The 18,256-nt window shown below is 72.2% G+C and carries 18 protein-coding genes and 1 other RNA gene; 7 read left to right on the plus strand and 12 right to left on the minus strand.

The window, feature by feature from the left end; genetic code table 11:
* Positions 1–164: 164 nt before the first annotated feature.
* The 4 genes from ABTZ54_RS30085 to ABTZ54_RS30100 form a co-directional block, all read right to left on the minus strand.
* Positions 165–1,910, minus strand: coding sequence for an AAA family ATPase (locus tag ABTZ54_RS30085; RefSeq protein ID WP_351669145.1), 1,746 nt, complete (start codon positions 1,908–1,910; stop codon positions 165–167).
* The gene (locus ABTZ54_RS30090) at positions 1,907–2,806 is read right to left on the minus strand and encodes a bifunctional DNA primase/polymerase (RefSeq protein WP_351669147.1); all 900 of its coding nucleotides are present in this window, start codon (positions 2,804–2,806) and stop codon (positions 1,907–1,909) included. The genes ABTZ54_RS30085 and ABTZ54_RS30090 overlap by 4 nt, the downstream gene beginning before the upstream one ends.
* Positions 2,807–2,891: 85 nt before the next feature.
* Positions 2,892–3,260 (minus strand): hypothetical protein, encoded by a 369-nt coding sequence (locus ABTZ54_RS30095; protein WP_351669149.1) that lies wholly within the window; start codon positions 3,258–3,260, stop codon positions 2,892–2,894.
* A 34-nt stretch (positions 3,261–3,294) separates the two neighbouring features.
* Complete coding sequence (locus tag ABTZ54_RS30100) at positions 3,295–3,579, minus strand: helix-turn-helix domain-containing protein (protein ID WP_351669151.1); 285 nt, start codon at positions 3,577–3,579, stop codon at positions 3,295–3,297.
* Positions 3,580–3,845: 266 nt separating this feature from the next.
* Here ABTZ54_RS30100 and ABTZ54_RS30105 point away from each other — a divergent pair, with 266 nt between their 5' ends.
* Positions 3,846–4,103: a helix-turn-helix transcriptional regulator gene (locus ABTZ54_RS30105; RefSeq protein ID WP_351669153.1), complete on the plus strand. Its 258-nt coding sequence runs from the start codon at positions 3,846–3,848 to the stop codon at positions 4,101–4,103.
* Between the two features lie 170 nt (positions 4,104–4,273).
* Complete coding sequence (locus ABTZ54_RS30110) at positions 4,274–5,404, plus strand: site-specific integrase (protein WP_351669155.1); 1,131 nt, start codon at positions 4,274–4,276, stop codon at positions 5,402–5,404.
* 238 nt (positions 5,405–5,642) lie between these two features.
* Here ABTZ54_RS30110 and rnpB read toward each other — a convergent pair.
* Together rnpB and ABTZ54_RS30120 are read right to left on the minus strand one after the other, a co-directional pair.
* An RNA gene (rnpB, locus tag ABTZ54_RS30115) (RNase P RNA component class A) lies at positions 5,643–6,041 on the minus strand.
* A 30-nt stretch (positions 6,042–6,071) separates the two neighbouring features.
* On the minus strand, positions 6,072–6,650 hold the full coding sequence (locus ABTZ54_RS30120; protein WP_351669157.1) for a Uma2 family endonuclease: 579 nt from the start codon (positions 6,648–6,650) through the stop codon (positions 6,072–6,074).
* 145 nt (positions 6,651–6,795) lie between these two features.
* Here ABTZ54_RS30120 and ABTZ54_RS30125 point away from each other — a divergent pair, with 145 nt between their 5' ends.
* Positions 6,796–7,530: a MerR family transcriptional regulator gene (locus ABTZ54_RS30125; protein WP_351669213.1), complete on the plus strand. Its 735-nt coding sequence runs from the start codon at positions 6,796–6,798 to the stop codon at positions 7,528–7,530.
* Positions 7,527–8,369, plus strand: coding sequence for a hypothetical protein (locus ABTZ54_RS30130; RefSeq protein WP_351669159.1), 843 nt, complete (start codon positions 7,527–7,529; stop codon positions 8,367–8,369). Before ABTZ54_RS30125 ends, ABTZ54_RS30130 begins: the two co-directional genes overlap by 4 nt.
* On the opposite strand, the gene ABTZ54_RS30135 is transcribed toward ABTZ54_RS30130, so the two are convergent.
* On the minus strand, positions 8,314–9,756 hold the full coding sequence (locus ABTZ54_RS30135; RefSeq protein ID WP_351669161.1) for an RNB domain-containing ribonuclease: 1,443 nt from the start codon (positions 9,754–9,756) through the stop codon (positions 8,314–8,316). The genes ABTZ54_RS30130 and ABTZ54_RS30135 overlap by 56 nt on opposite strands.
* A 153-nt stretch (positions 9,757–9,909) precedes the next feature.
* On the opposite strand from ABTZ54_RS30135, the gene yaaA reads away from it, so the two are divergent.
* Both yaaA and eda read left to right on the plus strand, forming a co-directional pair.
* Positions 9,910–10,677, plus strand: a complete 768-nt coding sequence (yaaA, locus tag ABTZ54_RS30140) for a peroxide stress protein YaaA (RefSeq protein ID WP_351669163.1) — start codon at positions 9,910–9,912, stop codon at positions 10,675–10,677.
* 76 nt (positions 10,678–10,753) lie between these two features.
* Complete coding sequence (gene eda, locus ABTZ54_RS30145) at positions 10,754–11,383, plus strand: bifunctional 4-hydroxy-2-oxoglutarate aldolase/2-dehydro-3-deoxy-phosphogluconate aldolase (protein ID WP_351669165.1); 630 nt, start codon at positions 10,754–10,756, stop codon at positions 11,381–11,383.
* A gap of 71 nt (positions 11,384–11,454) precedes the next feature.
* Here eda and ABTZ54_RS30150 read toward each other — a convergent pair whose 3' ends face one another.
* The 5 genes from ABTZ54_RS30150 to ABTZ54_RS30170 form a co-directional block, all read right to left on the minus strand.
* Positions 11,455–12,270, minus strand: a complete 816-nt coding sequence (locus ABTZ54_RS30150; RefSeq protein ID WP_351669167.1) for a GNAT family N-acetyltransferase — start codon at positions 12,268–12,270, stop codon at positions 11,455–11,457.
* An 86-nt stretch (positions 12,271–12,356) separates the two neighbouring features.
* Complete coding sequence (locus ABTZ54_RS30155) at positions 12,357–13,940, minus strand: bifunctional RNase H/acid phosphatase (protein WP_351669169.1); 1,584 nt, start codon at positions 13,938–13,940, stop codon at positions 12,357–12,359.
* Between the two features lie 12 nt (positions 13,941–13,952).
* Positions 13,953–14,696 carry a zinc ribbon domain-containing protein gene (locus ABTZ54_RS30160; RefSeq protein WP_351669215.1) on the minus strand — a complete coding sequence of 248 codons (744 nt, stop codon included), beginning with the start codon at positions 14,694–14,696 and terminating at the stop codon, positions 13,953–13,955.
* On the minus strand, positions 14,693–15,580 hold the full coding sequence (locus ABTZ54_RS30165) for a Nif3-like dinuclear metal center hexameric protein (protein ID WP_351669171.1): 888 nt from the start codon (positions 15,578–15,580) through the stop codon (positions 14,693–14,695). The genes ABTZ54_RS30160 and ABTZ54_RS30165 overlap by 4 nt, the downstream gene beginning before the upstream one ends.
* 217 nt (positions 15,581–15,797) lie before the next feature.
* Complete coding sequence (locus ABTZ54_RS30170) at positions 15,798–16,838, minus strand: ABC transporter substrate-binding protein (RefSeq protein ID WP_351669173.1); 1,041 nt, start codon at positions 16,836–16,838, stop codon at positions 15,798–15,800.
* Positions 16,839–17,094: 256 nt separating this feature from the next.
* Between ABTZ54_RS30170 and ABTZ54_RS30175 the strand changes: the two genes are divergently transcribed.
* On the plus strand, positions 17,095–18,246 hold the full coding sequence (locus tag ABTZ54_RS30175) for a hypothetical protein (RefSeq protein ID WP_351669175.1): 1,152 nt from the start codon (positions 17,095–17,097) through the stop codon (positions 18,244–18,246).
* Positions 18,247–18,256 lie beyond the last annotated feature (10 nt).

The following is an 18,256-nucleotide window of genomic DNA, read 5'->3' on the forward strand; positions in this document are numbered from 1 at the left end:
GGTGTGCAGAAGGACGACCAGGCCGTCCGGGGTGGTCGGCTTGCGCACGGTGGTTACGTGACAGCACGTAAAGCGGTTGAGGACGGAGCGGGCGCTGGCGGGGAACTCGTTCCAGGATCGCCTGATGCGGGTGGGGCGCCCGGCTCGGCGGCGGTGTCTCGGCATCACACGCCCCCCTTCTGCTTGCCGCGGGGAGGCTTGATCGCCGGGTCGATCCAGCGGTTGATGCCGGTGAAGTGGGCGCGGACGACGGCGCCGATCTCGCGGACGGTCTTGCCGTCGACATAGAGGTCGTTCGCCTTCACGAACCAGGCCGGCGGTGTCTCGCCCGGCCACCAGTCCGCAGGCTTCGCCAGGTCGGCGCTGTGCTTGGCGGGAGCGGCGGCTGGGGGCATCGTCTTGCGCTCGCGGCGCCCCCAGCGCGGGGCAGCTGTGGTGCGTTCTGTCTCAGGTTTCTGCCTTGCAGCGTGAGACTGAGATTGAGATTGATCGGTGTTGTAGGCCCTTTCAGGGAGATCTGTCTCAGTCTCAGTCTCAGCACGTGCGGCAGGGTTCTGAGACTGGTGTGGCACGTCGCTCACGATCTCCAGGGCGTCCTTGAGCACCCAGACAGAGCGCCGCTTGTCGTGCGGGTCGGGCTCGGAGAGCACCACATCAGCCATGACGCGGTAGGCAGTTGCGCGAGAGACGCCCTTACCGCTCAGCATCTTTACGACGGCGCGGGAGTCGGCCCGGCCGCCTGCCTCCTCCAGGATACGAACGATCTCAGCGGCGGCTTCGTCGCACTTGTATCTGTCGTTCTCGGCCTTCGACTTCTTGGACGCTACATCTTCGAACCGCCGGTCGGAGTAGGCACCGGTGAGACTGGCCACGGTGGTGGTGACGAGCTTGTCGCCGGCCGGGATCTTCCGCTCCTCGATCTCGTACTCGAAGGGCGGGAAGTCCTCGGAGCCGAGGTTGTTCTTCTCCACGAGGATGAGTCCGCTGGACGAGCCGCGTTCCTTGGTGAAGGCCCAGTGGCAGCGGACGGCGTCGCGGATCGCGTGGGTGCCAGAGATGGCGTCACCGGCGTCGCCGCCGCTCTTGCGGACGTGGGTGATGACGATGATGGTGCAGTCGGTTTCGTCCGCCAGCCGGGCCAGGGGATCGAGCGCCTTGCGGATGTCCTCGGCCTTCGCGCTGTTCAGCTTGTCGTCCAGGACTCCCAGCAGAGGGTCGATCCCCACCACCTTCGCCTGCTCAGCGATGATGCGTTCACGGAGCTGGTCGATGAAGCGGGGGAAGCTGACGCGCAGCTCGTCACCCGTGAGGCCGTTCCGCACGGTGAACTTGTGCACGAGGCCGAGGTCCGCCTCGGCCGCCGCGAACCGGGCGGTCAGCGTGTACTTCCAGGAGTCCTCCACCGCCACGTAGAGGACGTGGTGCTTCCGACCCGCCAGAGCGCCGTTCGAGGTACCGCGCGTCACCCGGGCCAGTAGACCGATCGCCACGGTGGTCTTCGCGCACCCGCCGCGGCCGGACATGACGATGACGTGGTTGGCCGGCGCGATTCCGAGCCCGCTGACGGGATCGATGACCAGCCACTCGGGCTCTTCGATCTCCTCCAGGACCGGACACGGAGACTCGGCGACGAACAGGACCGCCTGCCCGCGCTCGGCACGCAACCGCTCCTGCTCCTTCTCCTCTTCGACCCGACGCCGACGCCCCTCGGCGCGTTCCCGCTCGTACTGGGGATCATCCTCGCCGTCGGCCACGTTGGCTTCGGATTCGCCGCCCGAAACCCCCGAATCCTTGTGGTTGTCGCCCGGCCTGGAGCCGCTCGCGGGGCCCCAGCTGAGCAGATCCTCCATGTCCGGTGTCATCCCGTGGTCACGCAGGATCTCCTCGGCCTCCTCGTAGGACGTGGTCATGCCGCCACCCCCCGAAGCGCCCGGGTGAGCTTGTTCTCGGCGTCCCAAGCGGTCAGGCCGATGCGCTCAGCGGCCGTGGCGAGGACCCCACGTACCATGTTTTCGTCCGCCCCCTCAGCGACGGCGTCCGCGAGGCGGCAGGCCGACCACCACAGATGGTTGTCGCGGTTGCCCTCGGTCTGGGCCAGGAGATCGGCAATGACGCCCAGAATCCGCACCCAGCAGCAGGAGCCGCCCTCCCCGGCGTACCGCTCGGGCTGTGCGCGCACCAGGTTCTCGATCCAGCCGGGGACGGGGATGATCTCGGCGTCCCAGTCCACCGCTTCGTAGACGGCCCCGGTCTCGTGACGGGAACCGGGTGCGACGACATAGCCGCCGTACTCGGACGTCGCGGTGACGCCGCCACGGATATCGAATCCCCGGCCGGCGAGGGCGCCGAGCCCGTTTCCGAGCGGGTGTTGCGGCTGACGGAACCAGTGGTGCCGCCGCCCCTCTCGCGTGTTCACGACGAAGGTCCGAGGCACGGGACGGTCGTGGTCGGCGCACAGGTCGGTGAGTACGGTCCCGGTGTCATCGTCGAGCACCAGCAGGCCCGAGGGGGAGCAGGCGATCCCGATGTTGCGCAGACCGGTCCCGTACCAGCGCTCCGCGGTCTCCCGCGAGTTCGAGGCGCAGGCCGACCACTTCAACGTGGGGTGCTTGCCGCGCTGGTGGGGCTCTCCCTTGTCGCGCTCGGCCTTGAGCGTGTCGGGGTGGTGCATCCGGAGGCAGGACGGAGAGGGCGAGTGCGGGTGGTCGACGGGGAAGAGGTACAGCCCCATGCCTTGGAGCCGCACGGCTGCATCGCCGAGCCGATCCCGTTCGGCTAGGTCGGTTGCCGGGGAATTTGTGAACATGTGAAACTCTCCTTGAGGCAGTGGTGGGTTGGTGGTGCTTCTCGCTCGCTGTGGCGGCCCCCGGAGTCGTAGCCGGGGGCCTCGCTCATGTCCGGCGGGGCACCTTGTGCGCGAGCGGTGCCCACTGGTGGCCGTGCCGGTGCATCCGTTCGAAGCGGCCCACCGACCACTCGCCCGCGCGGAGGCCGGCAAGCTGCTTGATGTGGTGGACGAGGTGAAGGCGACGGACGCCGTGGTCCTCGACCTGGCCTTCGACCTCGACGCGGACACGGACGTCGACCCGGGGTCGCCGACCGGCGACGAATCCGAGGACCTGCAAGGCGACCAGGCGCCCCTCGTAGAGGGCGGGTTGCAGTCGGGGGACGAGACCGCCGCGGTTGGGCAGGCGTCCCGAGCGGGCCGTGAGCCGCTGGACGATCTGCGCGGTGGACTCAGTGGTGGGGGTGACCGGCATGAAGGTTCCTTTCGGTGGTGTCCGGTGTGCACGCTCAGGCCGCGGCCGGCTCGACGACGAATTCCGCACGGCCGCAGAGGCTGATGTCGGCGAGGGCCTGGAGGACCGGGTCGTCCGGGTCGGGCGCGAACAGGTCGGCGGCGCCGACGCCGAGGGCCAGGGCGAGGAGCCCGACGACGTGCGGCGGAGGGTTCACGCGCCCCGTCTCGTAGGTGAAGATCGCGTTGCCGGTCTTGTCGACGCGCTTGCCGAGTTCCGGCTGGCTCAGGCCGCGCACGATCCGCGCGGCGGTCAGACGAGCCGGGACAAAGGTGGGCATGGCTGTGCTCCCGATTCACGGAGATGGAATGAATCGGGTGACTGTAGGCATAAGTAATTTTCAGACTGTTAATGCCTGCGTGCGGACGAGTGAATGACGCTGTCCGATGACACGTCACGTGCAGTCCGACGCCGATTGCACGCTGATCGCATCAGCATGTGATGGGATCAGTGCGAGGCCCTGAGAAGCGAACCGTCCGCGACCTCGCGGAAGCATCGCCTGGCGGAGGTGGTTGCCGCCCTGGGGTCGGAGCGGACGGAGCCGAGATGCCCCGCGCCAAGTCCTCGAACACTGAGTCGACGCACGCCGGCGACCGCCTGATCACTCCCGCCGAGACCGCACGCCGTCTCGGCATCGCGCCCGGCACGCTACGGAATTGGTCGGCAGCCGGGAAGGGACCCCGCCGCTACCGGATGTCGCCGGACTACGGCGGCCGGGTGCGTTACAGCGAGCACGAGGTGGACGCCTTCATCGAGCACATGAAGACCGGAGCGCTGGTCCGCCCCTCCAAGTCACCTGCCTAGTCTGTGCGTTCGCGCGCCGCCGATGACGCGCAGATGGGAGAGACAGCGTGAGGAATCCGCTGGAGCCGCTCGACAGGTGGCACAAGCAGTATCCGAAGGAGGGTGACAAGCGGTGCCGGTGCGGAAGGAACACGTACCCCGCCGCTGAGCACGGGCGGGGGAATCAGTGGGTGACCCCGTTCACGGACCCCTCGGGGAACATCAGAAAGCCCACTCACAAGCACTACGACGAGGCGGTGGCGTTCCTCGCGGAGACGATGACGGACATCCGGCGCGGGACGTGGGTGGACCCGGAACTCGGGAAGATCCTTGCCAAGGCTGCGGCCGAGGAGTGGCTGGAGTGGATCAAGGCGAAGCACGACGTGCAGAACACGGTCGACACGTACAGCTCGCACATGAGGACGCACATCATCCCGTTCCTGGGGCGGCGCACGGCCGGGTCCCTGCGGCGGGCCGACTCGAACGCGTTCGTGGACGGCCTGATCGCCAAGAATCTGTCAGCCGGGTATATCGCGCAGGTGTTCAAGACCTGGCGGATCTGGGTGCACTGGCTGGTCAACGAGAAGGAGGTTCCCCTTCAAGCCAACATCGTGCATCAGATCGTCCTGCCGAAGGCCACGAAGCGAGAGGCGGTCGAGCTGACGCCGGCCGAGGTCGCGCGCATCGCCGAATGCATCGAGCCCCGTTTCGAGATCTTAGTGTGGATGGCCGCGTGCGGCGGTCTACGCGAGGGCGAGGTGTTCGGGATGACGAAGGACCGGATCGACTTCCCTCGGTTCATGTGGCATATCAAGGAGCAGCGCCAGCGGGGCAAGGCGGTGGCGACGAAGACCAAGGCCAGCACGACCTGGAACTCGGTCGACCCGTTCCTCATGCACAAGATCGCCGCGCATCTTGCCGCCGGTCTCGACAAGCCGGAGCCCGTCCAGCGCGCGACGGAGCTGCGCCGGGTGCGGCGGGGCACGGTGTTGCCCCCGGACGAGGGGCTGATCGTGACCAACCACCGGGGCGGAGCGCTGAACCGCAATACCTTCCACGACTACTGGCGGTACGCGGTGCAGGAGGCCGGGGTCGACCCGGACACCCACTTCCACGACCTCAAGCATTTCTACACCCGCACCCTCGCCACTTCGGGGGACCATGACCCGAAGACGGTGCAGCGACTGAGCCGTCACGCCCGATTCGAGGAGACGTGGGAGACCTACGCCGGGTCCGGGGCCGGGGCCGAGACGGTGAAGATCACCGCCTTCTCGGACGCGTTCACCGCCACGGATGACGCCGAGGCTGCCGAGACCGCCTGAGGTCCGAACTGCCCGGAGGGGGAAGCGGATCACCCGCTGTGTGTGGCATCATCCACAGCGTCATACCTAGTGCGCGCGGGTGCGCACGTGGTGGAGCGGGATGGTAAACCGCGAAGTCACGGACAAGCCCATTCGCACCGGATTCGCACCCGAAGGTGCAGCGACAGAGCGAGGCCCGACAGAGTCACCGCGTTTTCGCAGGTGAAGGGCCCCTTTCCTCTCGGTGAGAGGTAGGGGGCAGACGAGTCGGGCTGTACGCCGGGTTCTGTACCCCGGGACCTCGCGGTCGTCGGGGTGACGGCCATCCATCTAGGACCGGCGTTGCCGCCGGTCTCGTGCGGTCTACCCGCGGACTCGGGCGGGCAGCCCTCGAACGTCCGCGCAGGAACACCGAGGTGTTCCCTTTTGACCTTGCTCCTGGTGGGGTTTACCGAGCCGCCTGAGTCACCTCAGGCGCTGGTGGTCTCTTACACCACCGTTTCACCCTTACCGAGGACCGAGGTCCCCGGCGGTCTGTTTTCTGTGGCACTGTCCCGCGGGTCACCCCGGGTGGCCGTTAGCCACCACCTTGCCCTGTGGAGCCCGGACGTTCCTCGGGAAGACCCGAAGGTCTCCACGCGGCCGCCCGCCCGGCTCGTCTGCCGTGCCGACCATGCTACCTGCCCATTCACCCGAGGTCGGCCGTCTCCAGGTCGAAGCCGAAGGGGGCGGGGAGGGCGAGCGGCTTGCCGAACGGGACGCGGTGCTGTTCGCGGTAGTCGCCGTGGTCCGGGTCGGAGAAGAGGGTGATCGTGGAGTCGTCGCGGTCGACGAGGAGGTAGAAGGGGATGGCCGCGCGGGCGTAGCTGCGACGCTTCGCCTCACGGTCCTTGTTCGCGCGGGTGGAGGTGACTTCGAGGACCATCGCCACGCCGTCGCTGGGCATCCACGCGTCGGCGTCGGCGAACAGGTCCCGGTCCACCGGCGCGAAGGTGATGTCCGGGATGACGCAGTCACCCGTGTGGCCGACGGCACCCGTCAGTCTCAGGCCCTTGTTGCCCGAGAGGTCCATGTCGACCAGTGACCGCTTGATCACCTGCCTGGCGATCCGGCTGATGTACTTCTCGTGGTCCCGATCCGGCGGCGGCGTAACGACGATCTCCCCCTCGATCAGCTCCGCCCGGAAGCCCTCCGGCGTCTTCAGCGCCAGAAAGCCCTCCAGCAGGATCTCCTCCTGCGTGAGTGGTGGGTGCGGCATGGCAGTCATGTCGTGATCGTCGGACATCCGGGCACCCGCCGTCGCTGTGATCGGGGTCGTTCCCCCGATCGTGGCACATGATCCGTATCGGGCGACGGAAGGCGCTTGACCTTGTCGTGGCGTCAAGGTTTCTACTGGGGGCATGGGCAAGGGGATGCGGATCGGCGAGATCGCCGCGCTTGTCGGGGTCACCCCGCGGGCCGTGCGGCACTATCACCACCTCGGGCTGCTGCCCGAGCCCGAGCGGCGGGCGAACGGGTACCGGGAGTACGGGGTGCGGGACGCCGTGCTGCTCGCGCGGATCCGGCGGCTGACCGAGCTGGGGGTCGGGCTCGACGAGGTACGGGACGTGCTGGCGGACGACGCCGGGCGGGAGCTGGTGGAGGTCCTGGAGGAGCTCGACGGGGACCTGGCGCGGCAGGAGCGGGTGATCCGGGAGCGGCGGGCGCGGCTCGCGGAGCTGCTCGCGCGGGCGCGGGAGGGGCGGCTGGTGGAGGATGGGCCGGTTTCGGCTGAGCTTGCGGCGCTCTTCGCCGAGCTGGGCGAGGTGCCGGGGCTGGACGCGTCGCCCATGGCCGCCAAGGACCGGGAGCTGCTGACCCTGCTGGACACCGTGGTGCCCGCGGAGGAGCGGGGCCGGCTCATGGAGCTGATGCGGGAGGCGTCCGCGCACGCGCCCGAGCTGTACGCGCGGCTCGACGCCCTCGCGGACGCGGCGCCCGACGACCCGCGTGTCGCGGAGGCGGCCGCGCTGCTCGCCGCCTGTCTGCCGGATGAGGCGGGGGCGGAGCCGCCGGACGGCGGGCTCGCGGACGTCTTCTTCGGCGATCTCGCCCCGGCCCAGGCCGCGGCCGTACGGCAGGCGCTGCGATGGGTGGCGGAGCGATGAGGTACGTCGCGTATGTGCTGCTGCCCGCCGAGTTCGTGCTCGTGGTGTGTCTTGTCGCCGGGGTGCGGGTGCCCGGGGGTGTCGTTCTCGGTGCCGAGGTGGCCGTGGGGGCGCTGCTCGTCGTCGAGGGGGTGGGCTATCTGCGGCTGCGGCGGAGCGGGCTGTCCCGGCGGGGCGCGCTCGAACGGCTCGTGCCGGAGCCCGTGCTGCGGCTGGCCGGGCACGAGCTGCGGCTGCTGGCGAGCCTGGTGCGCTGGGTCGCGCGGCGGCCGCACGGGCTCGGGCCGGGGGTCCGGGCGTTCCCGCACGCGCGGGACCAGGCGGCCCTCATGTACGGCTTCGCCTTCGTGTGCGTCGTGGAGACCGTCGGCATGTCGTACCTGCTGGCGGACTGGCCGGTGGCGCACGCCGTCGTCCTCGTCCTCGACGCGTACACCGTGCTGTTCGTGCTCGGCCTGCACGCCGCCTCCGCGACCCGGCCGCACCTGCTCGCCGAGGACGCGCTGCGGGTGCGGCAGGCGGCCCATGTCGATGTGCGCGTCCCGCTGGAGCGGATCGCCGCCGTCCGCCACGAGTCGCTGTTCTCCCACGAGAAGGCGGACGGCGAGCTGAACCTGGCGGTCGGTTCGCAGACCTCCCTCACGGTCGAGCTGACCGAGCCGGTGCTCGCGCCCCGGCTGCTCGGTCCGCCCCGGCCGGTGCGCGTCGTGCGGCTGCACGCGGACGACGCGCGGGCGCTCGTACGCGCGCTGGGCGAGGCGCGCGAGCTCCGGGGCGAGGCGCTCACGCGGGCGCGAACAGCACCTTGTCCCTCCCCGGATCCGCCTTCGTCAGCCTGACCCGCAGCGGGTCGCCGAGCGGCAGCGGCGCCCCGTCGGCCTCGACCCGGCCGACCACGGCCGGGTCCGGCAGGTGCACGGTGCCGACGTCGGGTTCGTGTTCCTGGACGTCGATGACGATCGAGTCGAAGGTCTCGCCGATCCGGTGGCTCATCAGGGCCGCCTCTACGATGTCGACGCTCTCCCGCTCGGCCTTGTTGGCCAGCTTCGTCCCCTTCGCCATGTCCTGGGGCAGCGTGTCGAGCGCGCTCAGCACCCACTCGGGCGGGGCCGTGCCGGCGGACGCGGCGAGGCTCAGTTCGCCGGTGTAGCGGTCGATGAGCCGGCGCAGCGGGGCCGTGCAGTGGGTGTACTCGTCGGCGACGGCCGCGTGCACCGCCGGGCTGGGGATGTGCCCGCCGGTGAAGGGGGTGTAGTCGGAGCCGCGCAGCAGGCTGGTGGCCTCCTGGAGGAAGGCGGCGTGCCGGCTGTTGTTCGGGTCGAGGGAGCGGATGAGCTCCGCGTACGAGACGTGGTGCGGCCAGTCGATGCCGAGGGCCTTGGCCGAGAGCCGCAGCCGGGTGACGGCGCCGTCGGGGGCGGGCGGCAGGGTGCGCAGGATGCCGGTGCCGGCCGCGATCATCAGGTCGGCGGCGACCATTCCGGTGAGCAGGGAGATCTGGGCGTTCCAGCCGTCGACGGGGAGCGGGGCGCGGTAGTGGAGCGTGTAGGTGCCGTCGGTCTCGACGACCTCCTGCTCGGGGACGTTGAGGGAGACGCCGCCGCGTTCGATCTCCAGCTGTTCGCGGAGCGGTCCGATGTACGCGAGGAGGGCGAGCGGCTCCTCTGCGGTGCCCCCGTCGATCTGGGCCTGGGCGCCTTCGTAGTCCAGCTTGGCGACGCTGCGGACGCGGGCCCGGCGCAGGTCGACGGCGACCTGGCGGCCGTCGGCGTCGAGGTCGATGCGCCAGAGCAGGGCGGGGGCGGTGTTGCCGGGGAGGAGGCTGGCCGCGCCCTCGGAGAGCACGGCGGGGTGCAGGGGCACCTTGCCGTCGGGGAGGTAGAGGGTGGTGGCCCGCCGGTGCGCCTCGGCGTCGAGGGCGCCGCCCGGGGTGACGAAGGCGGCGACGTCGGCGATGGCGTAGTGGACGCGGTAGCCGCCCTCGGGGCGGCGGGCCAGGTGCATGGCCTGGTCCAGGTCCTTGGAGGTCGGCGGGTCGATGGTGAAGAAGGGGATGTCGGTGGCGTCGTAGTCGGGCAGCCGCGGCGCCTTGGCCGCGGCTTCCGCCTCGGCGAGGACGTCCGGCGGGAAGGCGTCGGGGACGGCCAGCTGGGTACGGAGCGCACGCAGGGCGGCCGACAGCGGAGCGTCCGCTGCGGCGGTCACGTGCAGGTGTCGGCGGGGCATGGGTCGAGCGTAGGACGGGGGGCGGGGGGCGGCACCTCGTCGGGGGGCGGGGCACGGGCGGGGGCGCGGACGGGTCCGTCGCCGTCCCGCCACCTCGTACGCTGGGGCATCGGGGCCGCACCCCCACCCCCGTACGTACGAAGGAGAACCGCCGTGCTCGTCCTGTTGCCGCCCTCCGAAGGCAAGGCCTCCTCGGGGCGTGGGGTGCCGCTCAAGCCGGAGTCGTTGGCGTTGCCGGGGCTCGCGGAGGCGCGGGCTGCGGTGCTCGACGAGTTGGTCGAGTTGTGTGTCGCCGACGAGGAGAAGGCGCGCGAGGTGCTCGGGCTGAGCGAGGGGCTGCGCGGCGAGGTCGCGAAGAACGCGGAGCTGCGGACGGCCGGTGCGCGGCCCGCCGGGGAGATCTACACCGGGGTCCTGTACGACGCGCTGGGCCTCGCCACGCTGGACGCGGCGGCCCGGAAGCGGGCGGAGCGTTCGCTGCTGGTCTTCTCGGGGCTGTGGGGCGCCGTACGGGTGAGCGACCGGATCCCGTCGTACCGCTGCTCGATGGGGGTGAAGCTGCCGGGGCTCGGCGCGCTCGGGGCGCACTGGCGCGGGGCGATGGCCTCGGTCCTGCCGGAGTCGGCCGGGGACGGCCTGGTCCTGGACCTGCGCTCGTCCGCGTACGCGACGGCGTGGAAGCCGAAGGGCGAGGTCGCGGCGCGTACGGCGACGGTGCGGGTGCTGCACGCGCCGACCCGGAAGGTGGTCAGCCACTTCAACAAGGCGACGAAGGGGCGGATCGTGCGCAGCCTCCTGGAGGCGGGCGCGGAGCCGGCCGGCCGCGAGGAGCTGATGGAGGCGCTGCGGGACCTGGGGTACGTGGTGGAGGAGGGCGGCAAGGCGGGGCTGCTCGATGTGTTGGTGGACGAGATCCACTAGCGCTCCGCCGGGCGTACTCGTTGCAGCATGTGCAACGGTCGTTGCACGTTGCGCTCGGCGTCGCCAGGATGGGGCCATGACGAGCGTGCTTGACCTTGCCCCCGCCGCCCCCGTCGTCCCCGTGGTCGTGATCGAGGACGCCGCCGACGCCGTACCGCTGGCCCGTGCCCTGGTGGCCGGCGGGCTGCCGCTGATTGAGGTGACCCTGCGCACCCCGGCCGCCCTCGACGCGATACGGGCCGTCGCCGCGGAGGTCCCGGAGGCGGTCGTCGGCGCGGGCACTGTCGTGTCCCCCGCGAACGTCGCGGACGCGGTCGGCGCGGGGGCGCGCTTCCTCGTGAGCCCCGGCTGGACCGACGCCCTCCTGGAAGCGATGCGCGGCTCCGGCGTGCCCTTCCTGCCCGGGGTCTCGACGACCTCGGAGGTCGTGGCGCTGCTCGAACGCGGGGTTCCGGACATGAAGTTCTTCCCTGCGGAGGCGGCGGGCGGCGTGCCCTACCTGAAGTCCCTCGCGGGCCCCCTCCCCCAGGCCCGCTTCTGCCCCACCGGCGGCATCTCCCGCGCCTCCGCCCCGGGCTACCTCGCCCTCCCGAACGTCGCCTGCGTCGGCGGCACCTGGATGCTCCCGCCGGACGCGCTCGCGTCCCGTGACTGGGGGCGGGTGGAGGCGCTGGCCCGGGAGGCGTCGGGGCTGGCGGCCGTCTGACCGGTGCCGGCCCGAGGAACCGGCCGATCGGTGCCCGCGCCCTCCGACCGGCGGCGGCTAGCGGCTAGCCGCTAGGCGAAGTCCACCGCGCTGTGGTCGCCGATCGGGCGGTAGCCGAGGCGTTGGTAGAGCGCGTTGCTCGTGGGGTTCGCCAGGTCCGTGAAGAGCAGGACCCGTTCCGCGCCCGCGCCGACCGCCGCACGGCTGACCGCGCAGGTCACCGCGCCTCCGTAGCCCCGGGCGCGGTGGGCGCGCGGGGTGTAGACGGGCGAGACCCGGGCCTGGCCCGCGACCACCCGGGAGACGGAGGCCATCGCCACGGGCTCCCCCGCCACCTCCCACAGGTGCAGCCGGGCGTCGGCCACGCGCCCCTCGACGTTCGCGGTGTAGTCGGCGTCCGGGTCCTCGCCGATGTCCCGCGCGAACTCCCGCATCCAGGCGACGGCCAGCGGTACGTCGTCCCGGCCCGCCACCCGCGCGCGGCCGGGCGGCGCGGGGTGCGGCGGGACCAGTTCGCCCAGCCGGAAGAGCCGCATCCGGCGCGTGCTCGCGGGGCTTCGGCCCAGGGCCGCCGTGAAGACCTCGACGGTCGCCGACTCACCCCGTACGCCGGTCACTTCGGCCGCCCCGGACAGCCGGGCCGCCAGTGCGCGTGCGGCGGCGTCCGGCATCGTGCCGAGCAGCGGCGCCCAGGCGCGGGGGCCGGGCGACGGGACCAGGAACGCCCCCGAGACGCGCCCGTCCCCGGGTTCGGCCCACCAGCCGCGCGGACCGGGCGCGTCGAGCTGGGTGAGCAGGGCGGTGTTGCGGTCCGGCGCGGCGGCGAGGTACTCCCGTACGGCCGCCGCCCGGAAGGCCTCGGGGTCCTCGGTGAGATGCCAGGTCATGGCGGTGATGGTGGTACGGGGCGGGGGCCGGGTCCAGCGAATTGCGCGGACGAATCGCGCGGAGCCGTCGGCCCCCCTCCTCCCCGCTACCGCAGGTGCGAGGTGTCGTTGAGGAGGCGTACCGACGCGTTGCCGTCCGCGTAGTAGGCCACCGCCGAGATCGAGGCCGCCGAGAGCTCCATGCGGAACAGGGACTCCGGCGGGGCTCCGAGGGCGAGGCGGATCAGGGTCTTGATGGGGGTCACGTGGGTGACCAGCAGGACCGTGCGGCCCGCGTACGCGGCGGTCAGGCGGTCGCGGGTGGCGGCGACGCGGCGGGCGACGGTCGCGAAGCTCTCGCCGCCGCCGGTCGGGGCCGCCTTCGGGGAGGCGAGCCAGGCGTCGAGGTCGTCCTTGTACCGCTCGCGGGCCTCCGCGAAGGTGAGGCCCTCCCAGGCGCCGAAGTCGGTCTCGCGCAGTCCGTTCTCGATCCGCACGTCCAGGCCGAGGCGGGTCGCGACGGCCTCGGCGGTCTGGCGGCAGCGGGTGAGCGGAGAGCTGACGATCTCCTGGATCGTGCCGCGCGCGGCGAGCGCGGCGGCCACGGCCTCCGCCTGGCGGCGTCCGGCCGGGGACAGCTCCGGGTCGCCGCCGCCGCTGCCGGAGAAGCGCTTCTCGGGGGTGAGGGCCGTCTCGCCGTGCCGCAGGAGCACGAACGTCGCCGGGGCACCCATGTCGGGCCCCGCCCAGCCCGGCGCCGAAGGCGCCTTGGGAGCGTGCGCCGCCTCCGCCTCGAAGTCCCCGGTCGCGGCCTCCCGGTCCGCCTCCGCTGCGGCGGTCAGGGAGGCACGGGCCTGCGCGGCGACGGCCTCGTCGGCGGTGAACAGACCCTCGTCGGGGGTGACGGTGCCGAAGGTGGGGGTGGGGGTGGTCCCGGCGTGGGTGGCGGGCGCCGAGCCTGTCGTAGCGGCATGCGCGGCGGGTGCTGTCCCGGCGGGGACGGCCCCAACGGGTCCTGCCCCGGCGGGCGCGGTCCCGGCGGGCGCGGTCCCGGCGGGCGCGGTCCCGGCGGGCGCGGTCCCGGCGGGCGCGGTCCCGGCGGGCGCGGTCCCGGCGGGCGCGGCGAGCGCCGTCCCCTCCGGCTTCCCGCCGGTCAGCGCCGCTCTCGCCCTCGCCGCCCCCGCCGTCGCGTCGCCCGCCGCCTTGCGGGCCGCGGCCAGGTCGGCTGTCAGGTCCAGGGATGCGGTGGACGCGGCGGGGGTCCACTGTTCGCCGCGGCGGCCCGCGTCCATCGCCTCGTTGGCGAGTCGGTCCGCGTGCTTGTTGCGCTCGCGGGGGATCCACTCGTAGCGGACCCGGCCCGGGGGGAAGACGCGGGCGGCCTCGGCCGCCAGCGGCTTCATGTCGGGGTGCTTGATCTTCCAGCGGCCGGACATCTGCTCGACCACCAGCTTGGAGTCCATGCGGACATGGACCGTGCAGTCGGGGAACAGCTCCATGGCGGCGGTCAGGCCGGCCACCAGGCCCTTGTACTCGGCGACGTTGTTCGTCGCGACGCCGATGAACTCGGCCCGCTCCGCCAGGGTCTCCCCCGTCGCCGGGTCCAGGACCACCGCTCCGTAACCGGCGGGTCCCGGGTTCCCCCGGGAGCCCCCGTCGGCCTCGACGATCAGCTCCCTCGACTGCGTCATCGCGCGCGGTCCCTACAGGCCGGACTCGGACGTACGGACCAGGATCCGGCGGCAGTTCTCGCAGCGCAGCACGGTGTCGGTGGCCGCCGCGCGGACCTCGTTGAGCTCCGTGATGTTCAGCTCGATGTGGCAGCCCTCGCACTTGCGCTGGTACAGCCGGGCCGCGCCGACGCCGCCCTGCTGCTCGCGCAGCTTCTCGTAGAGCTTCATCAGGTCCGCCGGGACGGAGCCCGCGACGAGCTCGCGCTCCTTGGCGACCTTGGCGCTCTCGGTGTCGAGACCGGCCTGCGCGGTGTCGCGGCGGGCGATGGCGTCGTCGGTCTTGGCCTGCACGGCGGAGACCCGCTCGGTCAGCTCGGCGACGCGCTCCTGCGCGGACTCGCGGCGCTCCATGACCTCCAGGACGATCTCCTCAAGGTCGCCCTGGCGCTTGGCGAGCGAGGTGATCTCGCGCTGGAGGCTCTCCAGGTCCTTCGGGGAGGAGACGGCGCCGGAGTCGAGCCGCTGCTGGTCGCGCGCGGCGCGCTGGCGCACCTGGTCGACGTCCTGCTCCGCCTTGGTCTGCTCGCGGGCGCAGTCGCTCTCCTCGGTCTGCGCGGCGACGAGCAGGTCGCGCAGCTGGGTGAGGTCCTTGTTCAGCGACTCGATCTCGGCGTGCTCCGGCAGCGTCCGGCGCTTGTGCGCGAGCTGCTGGAGGCGCACGTCCAGGGCCTGGACGTCGAGGAGTCGGATCTGGTCGGCGGGCGCGGCGTTCAGTTGGGGGCTCCAGGAGAGGTGTGTTCGGAAGGGGCGCTCGGAGCGCTCCCGGGCAGGCGGGCGGCGGCCGGGTCCACATGGGCCGACCAGGGGTCGGTGACCGTCGTGGAGACATGGACCCGCAGGTCCCAGCCGTGGCGGTCGGAGATGGTGTCGAGCTGGGCGGCGGCCTGCTCGCACCAGGGCCATTCGGTGGCCCAGTGGGCGGCGTCGACCAGACCGAGCGGCCCAGAGGAAGAGTGCGCGGCCTGGGTCGCCTCGGAGGCGGGGTGGTGGCGCAGGTCCGCGGTGAGGAATGCGTCCACGCCCGCGGCCCGTACGGCGTCGAAGAGGCTGTCGCCGGAGCCGCCGCTGACGGCGACCCTGCGCACCGTCATGCCGGGGTCGCCCGCGACGCGGATGCCCTGCGCGGTGGCGGGCAGCCGCGCGGCGGCGCGGGCGGCGAAGTCGGCGAGGGTCTCGGGGTGGTCCAGCTCGCAGATCCGGCCGAGGTTGTTCTCGGGGACGAGCGGTCCGGTGACCCTGAGGTCGAGCGCGCCGGCGAGGGCGTCGGAGACGCCGGGGTCGGCGGTGTCGGCGTTGGTGTGGGCCACGTGCAGGGCGATGTCGTGCTTGATCAGGGTGTGCACGACCCGGCCCTTGAAGTGGGAGGCGGCGACGGTCGTCGTCCCGCGCAGGTAGAGCGGGTGGTGGGTGACGATCAGGTCGGCGCCGAGGGCGATGGCCTCGGCGACGATCTCCTGCACGGGGTCGACGGCGAAGAGCACGCGGGAGACCTCGGCGTCGGGGTCGCCGCAGACGGTGCCGACGGCGTCCCACTGCTCGGCGCGCTCGGGCGGCCAGAGGGCGTCGAGCTCGGCGATGACTTCAGACAGACGGGGCACGAGGGAAAGGCTACCTGTCCCCCGCGCCCCGCCGCCCTGGCCTGTGGACAACCCCACCCGGGCCGCCCGTCCGGGCCTACGTCTTCCCGTCGGGCCTACGCCTCCCGGCCGCCCGGTCCAGCGCCGCCCGCCCGGTCCGGCGCCACCCGCCCGGGCCTACGCCGTGCCGAGCCTTCCCCGCCGGTCCAGCGCCCTCCGCCCGATCCCGCTCCCGGGCCTACTTCTTCACCAGGTCCCCCCGCAGGTCGTCCAGGACGCTGTTCGCGGCGGTGACGCCGAGGCCGAGGTACCAGGTCTCGTCCGGGACGTCCTTGGCCTGGCCGGCCTTGACCGCCTTCAGGTTCTTCCACAGCGGGTTGGCCTGGGCGGTGTCCCGCTTGGTGGCCTTGGGGTCGCCGTAGACGCCGGTGAAGATCCAGTCGCCGTCGGCCTGGTCGATCTTCTCGGGGCTGACCTCGACGGCGAGGTCGTTCACCTGCTGGTTCGCGGGCCGGGGCAGGCCCGCGTCCTCCAGGATCGTGCCGATGAAGGAGGCCTTCGCGTACAGGCGGATCTTGCCCGGGAGGTAGCGGACCATGGAGACGGTCGGCTTGTCGGGGCCGATGTCCGTGCCGAGCTGCTTCGCCTTGGTCTCGTAGGCGGTCAGCTTCGACTTCGCCTCCGCGCTCTTGTCCAGGGCCGCGGCGTTGAGCAGGTAGTTCTCCTTCCAGGTGAAGCCCGGGCGGATGGAGAACACGGTGGGCGCGATCTTCGACAACTCGTCGTACTTGTCCGCGGCGCGCAGCTGGCTGCCGAGGATCAGGTCGGGCTGGAGGTTGGCGATGGCCTCCAGGTTGAGGTTGTTGATGGTGCCGATGGACTTGGGGCTCCCGGCGTCCTTCTTGAGGTAGCCGGGGATGCCGTCGTCGCCCTCGGAGGGGGCGTAGCCGACGGGCTTGATCCCGAGGGAGACGACGTTGTCGAGTTCGCCGACGTCGAGGACGACCACCCGCTTGGGCGCGGCGGGGATCTCGGTCTTCCCGAGGGCGTGGGTGAGCGTGCGCGGGAACTGGCCCGGCTTCGCGTCCGTCCCCATGGCGGCGGTCTTCGCGGCCGCGTCGCCGAAGTCCTTGCCGCCGACGGCGACGTCCTTCTTCTTGCCGCCCTCGTTCTTCTCGGCCCCTTCCGAGGAGCCGTCACCGCCTCCGCAGGCCGCGAGGGTGAGCACGGCGGCGAGGCCGAGGGCGGCGGCAGCGGTGCCGCGGCGGCGGAAGGACATGAGGGGATCTCCTGTACGCATACGGGGACGGCGAAACGGCGATAAGGCGATGCGGGGACGGCTGACGAGCGTTCAGCGGAGCCTCGGACTCCACTTAGGTTCGCCTTACCTTACCTACCCTGCGCCCCACCAGCACAACCCGCCCCCTCCCCTCAGCGGAACGGAAGGACCGCCACCCTTTGGGGTGAAGTGGGGTGTCTCGCGTTGTTCGGCTGGAAGTGCGAAAACTAGCTTCGTGGCCGGAGGTGACGAGTCGATGACAGCCTGTGCCATCGAGACGGCAGTGAGGGACGGCGGCCCGACGTGGCCCGCGCCCGCCGGCCAAGGGGCGTTCACGATCACCGCGAACGGTGCCTACGCGGCCCGGCTCGCGGGATCCGGGGACGCCCGGTACGTCGAGCGGTGGACGCTCGACGGCCCGGAGCCGTACGCCGTACCGCTCCCGCTCGGCCAGCCCGAGGAGCCCGGCACGCGGCCGCTGCCGCTGGCCGACGGGCGGGTGCTGGTCGCCCGCCGGGTGGACGGGCGCCGGCACACGTTCTCGCTGCTGTACCCGACCGGCCCCGGAACGGGCGAGCTGCTGCTCGGCGCCGTGGACGCGCCCGGCTCCGAGCACCTGGTGCTGCTCCCGCCGTCGCCGGACGGCATCCGCGCGTACGCCCTGTGCGTCGGCCCGGACACGAGCACCCTGTGGCTGGTGGCGGGCGGCGCCTTCGGGCCCGAGCGGGTCGCCGAGGTGAGGGGCCACTGCTCGGGCGGGGTGTGGCTGGACCGTACGGGCCGGATGCTCGCCCTCGACCGGCGCCTGGGCGACGGCCCGGTCAAGGCGGTCGCGGTCGACCTGGAGCGCGGCGGCGAGGTCACCCCGCTGCTCCAGATCACCGAGCACAGCCACGACCGGCTGCTGCTCGCGGACCCCGACAGCGGGCTGCTCCTGATCCGCTCCGACGCGCCCTCGCCGGGGCACGACCGGCTGGGCTGGGGGGTCCTGGGGAGCCTGCTTCCGGTGCGGTTCCCCGACTGCCTGCGCCTCGACGACGCGGCGGTCACGCCGTTCGCGGTGCAGCCGGGGCAGACGCTGCTGCCCGAGGGCTGCGGGGTGGCGCTGCGGATCGACGCCGCCGCGGGCAGCTGGGTCGGCATGTGGCGGCCCAGCTCGCGCCGGATGCGCCAACTGGCCGTACCCGCGGGCTGGCTGGCCGGGGCGGGCCTGTGGACGCCCGAGGGGGTGCTGCGGCTGCCGTACGCAACACCCGGCGCACCCTGCGGACTCGCCGCCCTGGAGGAGCCCGACGAGCCGCCCGTACCGGAGCCGGCGGCGGCCGCGACGGGGACCGGCGCCTTCAAGGTCTGCCGCCCGGTGCCGTTGCAGCAGGCTCCGCTGACGGACCGCGGACCCGCTCGTTAGACTCACTGGC

The organism is Streptomyces sp. NPDC094032, assembly GCF_040303965.1.
GTDB lineage: Bacteria > Actinomycetota > Actinomycetes > Streptomycetales > Streptomycetaceae > Streptomyces.

Excerpts from the sequence above, each read along its gene's own strand:
- ABTZ54_RS30175 (WP_351669175.1), top strand. The coding sequence starts at position 17,095 with ATGACAGCCTGTGCCATCGAGACGGCAGTGAGGGACGGCGGCCCGACG.
- ABTZ54_RS30125 (WP_351669213.1), top strand. The coding sequence starts at position 6,796 with ATGCGGATCGGCGAGATCGCCGCGCTTGTCGGGGTCACCCCGCGGGCC.
- ABTZ54_RS30085 (WP_351669145.1), bottom strand. The coding sequence starts at position 1,910 with ATGACCACGTCCTACGAGGAGGCCGAGGAGATCCTGCGTGACCACGGG.
- ABTZ54_RS30150 (WP_351669167.1), bottom strand. The coding sequence starts at position 12,270 with ATGACCTGGCATCTCACCGAGGACCCCGAGGCCTTCCGGGCGGCGGCC.
- ABTZ54_RS30090 (WP_351669147.1), bottom strand. The coding sequence starts at position 2,806 with ATGTTCACAAATTCCCCGGCAACCGACCTAGCCGAACGGGATCGGCTC.
- ABTZ54_RS30170 (WP_351669173.1), bottom strand. The coding sequence starts at position 16,838 with ATGTCCTTCCGCCGCCGCGGCACCGCTGCCGCCGCCCTCGGCCTCGCC.
- ABTZ54_RS30135 (WP_351669161.1), bottom strand. The coding sequence starts at position 9,756 with ATGCCCCGCCGACACCTGCACGTGACCGCCGCAGCGGACGCTCCGCTG.
- eda (WP_351669165.1), top strand. The coding sequence starts at position 10,754 with ATGACGAGCGTGCTTGACCTTGCCCCCGCCGCCCCCGTCGTCCCCGTG.
- ABTZ54_RS30120 (WP_351669157.1), bottom strand. The coding sequence starts at position 6,650 with ATGACTGCCATGCCGCACCCACCACTCACGCAGGAGGAGATCCTGCTG.
- ABTZ54_RS30155 (WP_351669169.1), bottom strand. The coding sequence starts at position 13,940 with ATGACGCAGTCGAGGGAGCTGATCGTCGAGGCCGACGGGGGCTCCCGG.
- ABTZ54_RS30100 (WP_351669151.1), bottom strand. The coding sequence starts at position 3,579 with ATGCCCACCTTTGTCCCGGCTCGTCTGACCGCCGCGCGGATCGTGCGC.
- ABTZ54_RS30095 (WP_351669149.1), bottom strand. The coding sequence starts at position 3,260 with ATGCCGGTCACCCCCACCACTGAGTCCACCGCGCAGATCGTCCAGCGG.
- ABTZ54_RS30105 (WP_351669153.1), top strand. The coding sequence starts at position 3,846 with ATGCCCCGCGCCAAGTCCTCGAACACTGAGTCGACGCACGCCGGCGAC.
- ABTZ54_RS30130 (WP_351669159.1), top strand. The coding sequence starts at position 7,527 with ATGAGGTACGTCGCGTATGTGCTGCTGCCCGCCGAGTTCGTGCTCGTG.